A 12,278-nucleotide genomic window follows, 5' to 3' on the forward strand; every position below is an offset into this window, starting at 1 on the left:
ACTGCAATGGATCAGAACACGCCCAGGGAACATGGAGCTGCGACGCAGCAAGGCGCGGTGCGCACCGCGCTCGTGGTGCTCGCGCTGTGCTTCACTTTGGCGGTTCTTGGTCGCGGCCTAAGCGAGAGCTTCACCGTCTTCCTCAAGCCGATCTCCGAAAATTTTGGCTGGGACCGCGCGCAGGTCGTCTCGATCTATTCGCTGACCTGGCTGATCAGCGGATTGACCGCGCCGCTGGTCGGACGGCTGTTCGACCATTCTGGACCGCGCATCGTCTACGCACTCGGACTGTTCCTGCTCGGCTCGGCCTTCCTGATTGCGGCGCACGCGCAGGCGCTCTGGCAATTCCAGCTTTCGATCGGACTCTGCGTCGGCATCGGCGTCGCCTTCATCGGCAACGTGCCGAACTCGATTTTGCTCGGCCGCTGGTTCGGCCCGAAGCTGCCGACCGCAATGGCGGTGGTCTATTCGGCGATGGGCGGCGGCGTGCTGGCTTTGCTGCCGGCCTCGCAATTGCTGATCGATCATCTCGGCTGGCGCGAGACCTATCAGCTATTCGGCTTTGCCGCGTTGGGTTTTCTGGTGCCGTTGTTGCTCCTGCCCTGGCGCATGTTCTCGGCCGGCTCGCCGCATGTCACCAAGAAGACCGATCCTGATTTCATCGACAACGGCTGGACGCTTGTCAGCGCGATGCGCCACCACGCCTTCTGGGCGTTGTTCTCGACCTTCTTCTTCACCGCGGTCGGCATGTATTCAATCGCCGCCCAGATCGTGGCCTATCTGATCGACGCCGGATTCCCGCCGCTCCAAGCCGCGACCGCCTGGGGCTTTTCGGGCGTCGTGCTGGTGTTCGGCATGATCGGCGTCTCCGCGCTCGACGGGCTGATCGGGCGCCGGCCGTCAGTGCTGCTCAGCTACGCGATCTCGATTCTCGGCATCGTCCTGCTGTGGCTGCTTCAGTATTATCCGAACGTCATCCTGCTCACCGGTTTCGTCGTCTGCTTCGGCAGCATGATGGGCTCGCGCGGGCCGCTGATCACCGCGACCGCGATGAAGATCTTTCGCGGCAAGCGCGTCGGGACGATCTTCGGCACCATCTCGATCGGCAGCGGCCTTGGCTCGGCGTTCGGCTCATGGAGCGGCGGCCTGATCCACGACGCCACCCACGGATACAATCTCCTGCTCGTCTTCGCACTTGCGAGCGTGATCCTCGGAATGATTCCGTTCCTGATTGTCCCCGCCTTGCGGGAGTAGGTCTCTCACGGGTAACCTGAGCGCATTCGCGTCACCGGGAAATTACGGATGGGCGTGACGCGAGCGGCCGCAAAAAATGCGGATCGCGAGCGGCTGAAAGTCCTGCCTGCGGTGTTTTGTCCGACATGACAAAAATGTCAGCTCGAATTGAGCCTGGGCAGCTTGCAGGGTGGAACTGAATGCGGTCCTAGTCGCAGGCATTGGATGGAGGGCACAAACCAATGAACTTTCCCTATCTCGTTCGCTTTCAGCCGGTTCTCTTGAGCCTGTTTCGCTTCTTCACCGGCCTCTTGCTGTTCCAGTACGGCGTCGCCAAGCTGTTCAAGTTTCCGGTGCTCCCCTACTTCGCGAACATCCCGCCGCTGATCTACGCCGCAGGTACGCTTGAGCTCGTGCTCGGCGCGCTGCTGATGATCGGCCTGTTCACACGCCTCGCCGCTTTCATCCTCTCGGGCGAGATGGCCTTCGCCTACTTCATGGGCCACATGTTCAAGGGCGAGACGCCGGTGTTCCTGCCGTTGCTCAACGGCGGCACCGCGGCGATCCTGTTCTGCTTCGCCTGCCTCTACCTCTCCGCAGCCGGCGGCGGCTCGGTCAGCGCCGATGCGGCGATGGGCAAGGACTAACAGCGACGCTGACGCGCGCCATTGACGCGCAAGTAACGGATGGCACCGGCGCTGCCGGTGCCATCTACCGCGAGCCCAGCACGTTCCAGATCAGAACGAGGGCCGCGACGAGCAGCACGGACATGATGAGGCGATGAACGAATCGCTTCATGGCCGCACCGGCAGAGCTCGATGACCACCCAAGTCCAAGGTCGATCTTATCCGACACGCGCGCTGAGGCACGTCGGCGCATGGCGATTTGCCTGCACGGTTGCGCATAAGGCTGCGGACGCTGTCCCGCGCGGCGGGCTGCCGCATGGCTATGTTCATGATTGGTAAGAACTTGATGCTACCGATGTTGACAATAACAACCATTCCATAGGGGCTGTGATGAAGCTGCTGAGCCATCTGAAGATCCGCACCAAGCTGACCAGCATGGTCTGTCTTGCGGCTCTCACAGTCACAGCCATCATCGCGGTATCGGCCTTCCTCAGCAAGAGCCGCATGATGGAGGACCGGGTCCAGCAGATGAGAACCGCGGTCGACATGCTCTACAACCTCGCCCAGTCGGTCCAGGACGACGTGACTGCCGGCAAGCTGACCCAGGCCGAGGCGAAGGCCCAGTTCCACATGCGCGGACGGCGCATGAGCTTCAATGGTGGTCAGGGCTACCCCGTCGTCTACAATCCCGACACCTCGCTGCTCGTGAACGGCGCCAACCAGCAGCTCGAAGGCAAGATCACCGGCGCCGTCGACGCCAACGGCGTCCTGATCGCCGACGCGATCATCAACGTCGCCGCCCAGAATGCCCAGGGCGGCGTGACCTCCTATCTCTATCCCCGCCCCGGCCAGACCGAAGCCGTTCGCAAGACCGTGTTCGCGCGCAAATTCGCCCCTTGGAACGCAACCATCAGCTACGGCCTCTATGTTGACGACATCGATGCCGACGTGCGCGCACTGACGTTGGAGCTTGCCGCGATCGGCGTCGGCCTGATGCTGCTGATGGCGACGCTGTCCTGGCTGATCGCTCGCGACGTGCTCGGCGCGCTCGACCGCCAGAAGAACCGCATGCAGGAGATTTCCGAAGGCGCCATCGACAAGCCGGTCGAGGAGACCGACCGCGGCGACGAGATCGGCCGCATGGCCGAGACGCTCGAAGTGCTGCGCCAGACCGCACTCACGGCACGCAACCTCGAAGCCGAGCAGGTCGCCGCCAAGACCCGCAGCGAGCAGGAGAAGCGGGACGCCCTGATCTCGCTCGCCGACCGTTTCGATGCGTCCGTTGGCCAGCTCGTCGGCCTGATGGCCTCGGGCTCCGGCGAGTTGGAGACCACCGCCAAGTCGATGTCGTCCACTGCGGAAGGCACCAACCGCCGCGCCGCCGTGGTCGGCTCGGCCGCCACCGAAGCCAGCCAGCGCGTCCAGACCGTTGCGGCCGCAGCCGAAGAGCTCTCCTCCTCCATCACCGAGATCAGCCGTCAGGTCGCGCAATCCGCCGAAGTGACCGGGCGGGCAGTGGACAGCGCACGCCGCACCGACACCATCGTGCGCGCGCTCTCGGACGGCGCCCAGCAGATCGAGCACGTCGCCGAGCTGATCTCCAGCATCGCGGCCCAGACCAACCTTCTCGCCCTCAATGCCACCATCGAGGCCGCCCGCGCCGGCGAAGCCGGCCGCGGCTTTGCCGTCGTCGCCTCCGAGGTGAAGTCGCTGGCGAGCCAGACCGCCGAGGCCACCCGCGAGATCGGCGACAAGATCGCCCAGATCCAGGGCGCGACCAAGGAGGCCGTGGACGCGATCGGCGGCATCACCGCCACCATCGAGGAGGTCAGCCGCATCGCCACCTCGATCGGCGCCGCCATCGAGGAGCAAGGCGCCGCCACCGCCGAGATCGCCCGCAGCGTCTCGCAGACCGCGGAGGCGACCAAGGAAGTCACCACCAATATCGGCGGCGTTAGCACCGCCGCGAACGAGACCGGCAACGCCGCCGGCATGGTGCTCGCTGCGGCTAGCAACCTCTCCAAGCAGGCCGAGCAGCTCTCCGGCGAAGTCGGGACCTTCCTGGCCGGCGTGCGCGCGGCGTAAGCCGCGCGACTTCTGCGGGCCGAACGCGGCGATGCATCGGCGAATCGATGCATCGATCGAACCGGCATTCGGTCGCGCAAACACCATCGCGATCCATATTTTTCCTGGACACGACGACGCAGGTGTCGGCGTCTCGTTTGCATCCGCGTGTCCACGGCTGCGCGAATTGCGCCACGCCTGAACGCGCGATGCGATGCGTTCAGGAATGGTAAGGACTTCCTGATACGGCTACGCGAGAACAAGCATTCTACAACCGTTCGCGAGGCCGTCATGACGCTGCTCAGTCACCTGAAGATTCGCACCAAGCTCACCAGTATGGTTGCACTCGCAGCGCTCACTGTCACCGCCCTCATTGTCGCCTCAGGCTATCTCAGCAAGACTCGCATGCTCGACGATCGCGCGCACCAGATGCAGACGGCGGTCGACCTGCTGCACGGCTTCGCGCAATCGCTCCAGGACGAGGTCACGGCCGGCAAGATGACGCTCGCCGATGCGCAAGCCCAGTTCAAGCTGCGCGGCCGGCAGATGAAGTTCAACGGCGGCCAGGGCTATCCGGTCGTCTACACCGCCGATTCAACCGTCATGATGAATGGCGGCGCGCCGCAGCTCGAAGGCAAGAACAACGGCATCAAGGATGCCAATGGCATCGTGATCGGCGATGCCACGGTGGCCGCCGGCAAGCTCACACCTGAAGGCAGCACCCTGTCCTATCTCTTCCCGCGTCCGGGCGAGACCGTTCCGGTTCGCAAAATGGTGTTCGCTCGCCAGTTTGCGCCGTGGAACGTCGCGATTGCCTACGGCCTCTATGTCGACGACATCGACGCCGATGTCCGCGCGCTGACGCTGGAGCTCGCCGCGATCGGTGTCGGCCTGATGCTGTTGATGGCGACGCTGTCCTGGCTGATCGCTCGCGACGTGCTCGGCGCGCTCGATCGTCAGAAGAACCGCATGCAGGAGATTTCCGAAGGCGCCATCGACAAGCCGGTCGAGGAGACCGACCGCGGCGACGAGATCGGCCGCATGGCCGAGACGCTCGAAGTGCTGCGCCAGACCGCGCTTACGGCACGCAACCTCGAAGCCGAGCAGGTCGCCGCCAAGACCCGCAGCGAGCAGGAGAAGCGCGACGCCCTGATCTCGCTCGCCGACCGGTTCGATGCCTCGGTCGGCCAGCTCGTCGGCCTGATGGCCTCGGGCTCCGGCGAGCTCGAGACCACCGCCAAGTCGATGTCGTCCACTGCGGAAGGCACCAACCGCCGCGCCGCCGTGGTCGGCTCGGCCGCCACCGAAGCCAGCCAGCGCGTCCAGACGGTCGCTGCCGCCGCCGAGGAGCTCTCTTCCTCGATCACCGAGATCAGCCGCCAGGTCGCGCAGTCCGCCGAAGTGACGGGGCGCGCCGTGGACAGCGCACGCCGCACCGACACCATCGTGCGCGCGCTCTCGGATGGCGCCCAGCAGATCGAGCACGTCGCCGAGCTGATCTCCAGCATCGCGGCGCAGACTAACCTTCTCGCCCTCAATGCCACCATCGAGGCCGCCCGCGCCGGTGAAGCCGGCCGCGGCTTTGCCGTCGTCGCCTCCGAGGTGAAGTCGCTGGCGAGCCAGACCGCGGAAGCCACCCGCGAGATCGGCGACAAGATCGCGCAGATCCAGGGCGCGACCAGGGAGGCCGTGGACGCGATCGGCGGCATCACCGCCACCATCGAAGAGGTCAGCCGCATCGCCACCTCGATCGGCGCCGCCATCGAGGAGCAAGGCGCCGCCACCGCCGAGATCGCCCGCAGCGTCTCGCAGACCGCGGAGGCGACCAAGGAGGTCACCACCAATATCGGCGGCGTCAGCACCGCCGCCAACGAGACCGGCAACGCCGCCGGCATGGTGCTCGCCGCTGCCTCGAACCTCTCCAAGCAGGCCGAGCAGCTCTCCGGCGAAGTCGGGACCTTCCTGGCCGGCGTGCGCGCGGCGTAAGCGCCGCAGATATTCCTAACCGATTGTCGTCATGCCCGGGCTTGTCCCGGGCATCTACGTTTTGGGGGCACGCGGCGAGCCGTGGATGGCCGGGGCGCGGCCATGACGCCTGGGGAAACGTCCGCAATCCAAGGTCTCAGGTGATTTCGGCCGCCCCCACCGTCAGGAGCCCAAGCGAGTGCCCGATCGCGCCGGCCCCCCGGCTATCGCCGCGTGAGGCTGCAGCCGCTCGAGAGCTGACGGCTCGATCCGGTCGAAGAGCCGTCATTCGACTGCGAGGGGAATTCCTCGAACGGCGAGTTCTGCTTGCCGGTGTTGAACTCCATGATCTTGCGGGTCACGCCGGGAAAGATCGCGGAGATCGGATTGACGCGCATCACTGGCGCGGCCGGCGTGCCGATGACCTCATAGGTCACGCCGATCAATCCCTCTTTATCGCCGGCACCCAGGATCAACCCGAGCACTGGAATTTGTCCGAACATGTTGTTCAAGCCATACATCGGCACGAAGGTGCCGCTCATGCAGACCTGGTTGCCGGGATAGTCGATCGACCCTTCGATGGTTGCGCCGATCATCGGCCCCTTGACCACGCCGTCGCGGACCGTCAGCGCGCCGTTCTGCCGCGTGAACTCGGCGCGGAGCGCGGTGAAGGAGACGCCATTCCCGGTACCATTCGGAGCGCCTGCAGCCACCCGCTCGAGCTGCGCCTCGCCCTTCACCGTGAAGTCGCGCACGTTGATGAGGCCCTCGCGCGACGTGTTCGGGTCGGATGTGGGCGGCTCCATCGCCACCACCATCTGGCCGCCGACCGCCTTGGTGTAGGTATCGGTGAAGCGCAGCAGCGCGCCGGCATTGTTGGTCTGGAGGTAAATCACCTCGCGGTTGCCCTGGGCGCGCCCGCCGCGCAGGTCAGCCGCAACAGGCGAGTCGTTGCCGATCTTGCCGCTCAACGTGAAGGCCTTCACGGCGCCGCTGCGGCGCGACATCTTGGCGTCGACGCTGCGCATCGCCTCGCCGTTGAATCCCATGACGGCGCCGAGCTTCACGTCGATGTCGAAATCGACGTTCTTCATCTTGCTCTTGGCATCGTCCTTTGAATTGCCCGAGATCGCCGATTTCAGGAAGCCGCGACCGTCGAACACGTCGCCGCGCATCGTGCCCTTGACCACGCCATCCTGGCTGCGCTCGACCTTCAACGAGGCCTTGTCACCGTCGGATGGCGAATAGGTCGGGAAGTTCGCATTGACGAGATCGCCGTTTGGATCGACCTCGAGCGAGCCCTTGATCGAAGCGCCACCACCTTCGATGACGATGTCCTCGAAACGGGTCGACTGCGCAGTCGGCACCACCTTGAAGCTGGCCTTGCCCGACTTGCCCGGCAGCTTGACCCAGCCGGGCAGGATGTTGTCGAGCTTGACCGAGGTCAGGTCGGCCTCGACGCCGAGCTTGGTGGTCTGGTCGGGCCCGCCGGCGATCTTGCCCGACAGCTTGATCGGCAACGAGCCGCTGACGGCGGGACTGAGATCGAAGCCGAGGCGCGCGCGGCTCGCATCATCCAGCGTCGCCTGCAAGCGGACATCCGCGTCGCCTTCGACCGGCTTGCGATAGTCGAGCGAGGCGGCCTGCCCGTTGATCTTGACGTCGCCCTTGACCTGATAGCCTTGGTTGTTGGCCGCGATCTTGAGGTTGTTGGCCTCCAGCTTCTGGTTCATCACCAACTTTTCGGCGGAGAAACCGTTGAGGTCGGCGGCCACCGCGTAAGCCGTATCGGACTTGGTCAGCTCGCCCTTGACCGGCAGGTTGAGCTGGATGTTTGCCGAGAACGTGCCCTTGCTGGTATTGGGATCGACCACGGTCGACGACAGATCGCTCAGGCGATCGTTGGAGAGCATCTCGGCTGCCGCAGGCACGGGTCCGTCGACGCGGAATCTCGTTCGCGACGGCGACGGCTTTGGCGCCATGTCAGGCACCTCGAAGGTGAAGTCGGAGATCGTGATCTTGCGGCCCGCGGGTGTATCGGCGATGCCCTGCCCGATCGTCACGGTCGCGGTACGCCCGGTCACGTGCGCCTTCAGATCGGCATCATGCACGACAGGCATGCCGTCCACGGGGCGGACCGCGACGCCGCTCGCCACGATGTTGACCGACAGGCCGTCGTCCGGAATCGGCGGGCCCTTGCGCGGCAGGTTCTTCGTCGGCGAGTTGATCCCGATCTCGATGCGCTGGAGCGTGCCGCGCTCGATCCGCTCGATCACCCATTCGCGCAACTCGGGAACGACGAGCGTCGGCCACATCCGCTTCATCGCGGAGGCCGACATCGGCGTTCCCGCAAAGCCCAGCGTCAGCCGCGGCTCGCCCGAATAGTCGATGGCGCCGGTGCCGGCGACGCCGATCTCGCCGTTGGAGATGTCGGCCTGCGTCAGCAGGAGGCGCTTGTGGTCGGTGTCGAAGCGGAAGCCGATCGCGATCCGGTTGAAGACGAGCGGCGGCTCGTTGTCGATGCCGCCGAGCAGGATCGATCCACCGCTGAAGCCGAGCTGCCAATCGTTGATGCTGCCATTCGGCGGCTCGAGATGCGCCAGCAGCGTCAGGCGGTTCGCGCCCGAGAGGATCTTGAATGGGGCAACCAGCACGCGCCGGTTGGCGTCCCATTCAACATTGATCTCGGCGGAGTCGATCGCCATCGGATAGTCGGGCGTGTCGGTGTCGATGATGTTGCCCGCGCCGACCGTGACCTTGCCGCGGAAGAAGGTCGGCACGCCGTCGCGGCCGAGCTCGCCCTTGAGCTCGCCGGTTAGCGGCAGATCGGCGGTATAGGTGAGGTCCTTGACCCGCAGCGCGAGGAGGATGTTGGAGGTCGAGACCTTGTCGGCACGAATATCGACCGAGCGCACGCCGTTCTCGGCCGGGCCAATCGTGGCACGCAGCAACCAAGGGCGCGCGCCCTCTTCGCCGAGGCTGAGCGTGACGCCGCCATGGGTCGGCCGGCGCAGGCTGAGCGTGATGTTCTCAAACGACCATTTGCTGCCGCGCTGCTGATCGTCGACGATCAGGTTGCCGTTCTTCAGACCGATCTCGTTGAGGTTCTGGCCGTCGAGGCCGGTCATGCTCAAACTGTCGAGCCAGTCGAGGCCCTGGAGAATTCCGCTCTGCGCCGTCGCCTGAGGCGCGGCTTGCGACGCGTCCGGGCCCACCGGCGCGGTGGCGAAGGGCGGCGGCGGGACACCGTTGCGCGGGAATGTCGGCGGCAGGCCCGCGTCCTTCTTGGAGGCAACGCCGGTCGCCAGCGGCTTCGCCGTGTCGCCCGCGGACACGGTGACGGTCCCGTCGGGCGCAATCCGGATCGCAAGCTCGGCGTCGACAAGATTGAGGCTCTCGGCGCGCAGATGGCCCATCAGCAGGCCCGCACCCGACAGCCTCACCTCGGCCTTCGGCGCGGTGGCGACGATGGCATGGTCGTGGTCGCGGACGACGATGTCGCGGATGCGGACGGCGATGCGGACCCGGCCGGCCCGCTCGATCTGGGTGCCGCCGACCTCAACCGTATTGCCGTGGCCGATATTGTCCTCGATCGCCGCTGCAAGCCAGGGCGTTGCGATGTCGAGATTGATGGGACCGGCGCCGAGCCGCCACCACAGCGCGCCAAAACAGCTCATGAAGATGACGACGAGGACGCTGACGACAATTGCGATCCGACGAAGCCAGCGCCCGCTCGGCAGCGACCGCCGAACCGACGAGAAGCCGCCGACGCGAAAGCGCGAATTGGAACGCGACAAGAGGCGGCGTGCGCGATGACCCGCCTCCTCGTCCTCCTGATCTTGATCCCAACCGGCCTCGTCCCACTCCGGCGGTTCTTGCTGGCCGCCGCGCCGATCGAAATCCCGATTGTGATCCTGGGGCGACGTATTCCTTGCCATTGCCTCTCGATACAGGCGCCCATCATAGGATTGAGCGCCGCCCGGACCGCAGCCGTCGACGGGGATCGAAGCGCCCCGCCCCGGCGTTGCCGCCATACCTCGAATATTCCTGCTGTTCGTCATTTCGCCCCGGGAGCGCGTTCAACGAGCAGTGGGGTGGTGCGTGGAATTCCTTGTAACCATACTCCGGCGCCGTCAGACTTGCCCAGCCAGGGGCGCGAATCCGGCGTGCCGGACGAGAGCTGCAATACCGCTTTGGTTGACCCGCCGAAAGCGTCGAAAGGAAGGCGTATGTCCAAGAAATCCCGAAAGAAATCGTCCAAAACGCCCTCCGGCAGTCCGACCGCTAAAAAGAAGACCCTGAAAGCGCGAGCATCAACTCAAACAAAATCCGCGAAGACACAGCGGGCGCCGGCCAGCAAATCAAAGGCGACCATAGCAAAGACAGCATCGCATGGGGCCACATCGAAACAGTTAAATTCCTCCAAATCCGCCGCCGCGGCGAAGGGATCCCTGGCCGAGGGTCAGAAGGCCCCCGCCTTCCGCCTGCCCCGCGACGGCGGCAGCGTGGCCACGCTCTCGGATTACGCCGGCCGGAAGCTCGTCTTGTTTTTCTACCCCCGCGCCGACACACCCGGCTGCACCCGGGAGGCCATCGACTTCACGCGCCTTGCTCCGGCCTTCGCCGACGCCGGCACCGCCGTACTCGGCATCTCCGCTGATTCGTTAAAGGCCCAGGAGAAGTTTCGCGACAAGCATAGCCTCGGTGTCCCCCTGATCTCGGACGAGCAGCATGAGATGCTGCAGGCGTATGGCGCCTGGGGTGAAAAATCCATGTACGGCAAGAGCTTCCTCGGGATTCTTCGCACCACGGTGCTGGTCGGGAGTGACGGCAAAGTAGCCAAGGTCTGGCGCAATGTCCGGGTCGACGGCCATGCCGATCAGGTGCTGGAAGCGGCAAGAAGTCTTTAAACCAGCCCGTTAAGTTCCAACGGTTCCGTTTCCGGAAAATTAACCATGACCGGCCCAGATTGCTGCGGCAATTAGGCCGCAAGGAACCCATCCGACCGGCGCGGGAGTGCCGATGTCGAAAAGTTCTGCCCAATACTCGCAGTACCCCCAACATCACCCCCACGACCACGGACGGGCCTTCCAGCGCCGTCCTACCGCCGCAGTCGCCGCCGCGATCCCCGTTCCCGCGGGCGACGACGCCTACACCATCGTGCATCACGGCAAGCAGGTCCGCCTCGGACCCGTGGTGTTCTGGATCGTGGTCGGCACCGTCGTGCTGCTCGGTCTCTGGTCGGCTGCGACCGCCACTTATTTCGCTTTCCGCGACGACGTGCTGACCCGGCTGATCGCCCGCCAGGCCGAGATGCAGTACGCCTATGAGGACCGCATCACCGAGCTGCGCGCCAAGGTCGACCGCACCACCAGCCGGCAGTTGCTCGACCAGGAGCAGTTCGACCAGAAGCTCGACCAGATCATGAAGCGCCAGACGGCGCTGGAGTCCCGGGCGACGGCGCTTGGCGCCATGCCCGACGTCACCGGATCGATCCCCCGCACGACGCCGCAGCGTGGCGACGCCGGCCAGGCAACGACACAGGGCACGCCAAAACCGTCGCCGATCAGCGACACCGTGATCTTCGTAGCGCCGCCGGATCGCGAAGCGCGGCTTGAGTCGCGCGCGCCGGCCGCGCTGGCGCCGCCGACCAGTCAGTTCGCCAAGAACCAGGGTTTTGACAATGTCCTGGTCCGGCTCACGACCTCTCTCGACCAGGTCGAGCGTCGCCAGATTGCGGCGCTTAGCGCCGTCGAGGAAGGCATGGATTCGCGCATGCGCCGGATGCGCGGTGTCGTCAGCGATCTCGGTCTGAACCTCGCCAATCTCGAAGCCGCCGTGCCGCGCAGCGCCATGGGGGGCCCGTTCGTGCCGGTCAAGCTGACGGCCAATGCCGGGCCGTTCGAGAAGCAGCTCAACCGCATCAACGTCACCCGCGCCGAGATGGACCGGCTCAATCGCACGCTGGCGCTGGTGCCCTATCGCAAGCCCGTCATCGGCGAGGTCGAGTTCACCTCCGGCTTCGGCGTGCGCAGCGATCCCTTCCTCGGCCGGCCCGCGATGCACACCGGTCTCGACTTCCGCGCCGCCACCGGCGATCCCGTCCGCGTCACCGCCTACGGCAAGGTGGTCTCGGCCGGCTGGTCCGGCGGCTACGGCCGCATGGTCGAGGTCGATCACGGCAATGGGCTGTCGACCCGCTACGGCCATCTCTCCGAGATCAGCGTCAAGGTCGGCGAGATTGTGAAGATCGGTCAGGTCGTCGGCCTCGTCGGCTCCACCGGGCGCTCTACCGGCCCGCATCTGCACTACGAAACCCGCATCGACGGCGAAGCGGTCGACCCGCAGAAGTTTCTGCGCGCCGGCGTGCGTCTCAGCGCGGGCTAAGTC

At 65.4% G+C, this 12,278-nt stretch carries 7 protein-coding genes; 6 read left to right on the forward strand and 1 reads right to left on the reverse strand.

Translation table 11 applies throughout. The features are described from left to right. Positions 1-6 precede the first annotated feature (6 nt). The 4 genes from RAD16_RS05670 (at position 7) to RAD16_RS05685 (ending at position 5,909) form a co-directional block, all read left to right on the forward strand. A complete protein-coding gene (locus RAD16_RS05670) occupies positions 7-1,254 on the forward strand; it encodes an MFS transporter (protein WP_458156881.1) in 1,248 nt (415 codons plus the stop codon). 221 nt (positions 1,255-1,475) lie between these two features. Further along, complete coding sequence (locus RAD16_RS05675) at positions 1,476-1,880, forward strand: DoxX family protein (RefSeq protein WP_458156882.1); 405 nt, start codon at positions 1,476-1,478, stop codon at positions 1,878-1,880. Between the two features lie 369 nt (positions 1,881-2,249). Continuing rightward, positions 2,250-3,944: a methyl-accepting chemotaxis protein gene (locus tag RAD16_RS05680; RefSeq protein ID WP_458156883.1), complete on the forward strand. Its 1,695-nt coding sequence runs from the start codon at positions 2,250-2,252 to the stop codon at positions 3,942-3,944. Positions 3,945-4,214: 270 nt separating this feature from the next. Continuing rightward, positions 4,215-5,909 (forward strand): methyl-accepting chemotaxis protein, encoded by a 1,695-nt coding sequence (locus RAD16_RS05685; RefSeq protein ID WP_458156884.1) that lies wholly within the window; start codon positions 4,215-4,217, stop codon positions 5,907-5,909. A 203-nt stretch (positions 5,910-6,112) separates the two neighbouring features. Here RAD16_RS05685 and RAD16_RS05690 read toward each other — a convergent pair whose 3' ends face one another. Beyond that, positions 6,113-9,922, reverse strand: coding sequence for a YhdP family protein (locus RAD16_RS05690; protein ID WP_458156885.1), 3,810 nt, complete (start codon positions 9,920-9,922; stop codon positions 6,113-6,115). 195 nt (positions 9,923-10,117) lie between these two features. Here RAD16_RS05690 and RAD16_RS05695 point away from each other — a divergent pair, with 195 nt between their 5' ends. Together RAD16_RS05695 and RAD16_RS05700 are read left to right on the forward strand one after the other, a co-directional pair. Then, positions 10,118-10,798 (forward strand): peroxiredoxin, encoded by a 681-nt coding sequence (locus RAD16_RS05695; RefSeq protein WP_458156886.1) that lies wholly within the window; start codon positions 10,118-10,120, stop codon positions 10,796-10,798. A 112-nt stretch (positions 10,799-10,910) separates the two neighbouring features. Further along, entirely contained in the window at positions 10,911-12,275 is a 1,365-nt protein-coding gene (locus RAD16_RS05700) for a peptidoglycan DD-metalloendopeptidase family protein (protein WP_458156887.1), read from the forward strand. Positions 12,276-12,278 lie beyond the last annotated feature (3 nt).

Source organism: Bradyrhizobium sp. 18BD (genome assembly GCF_054185225.1).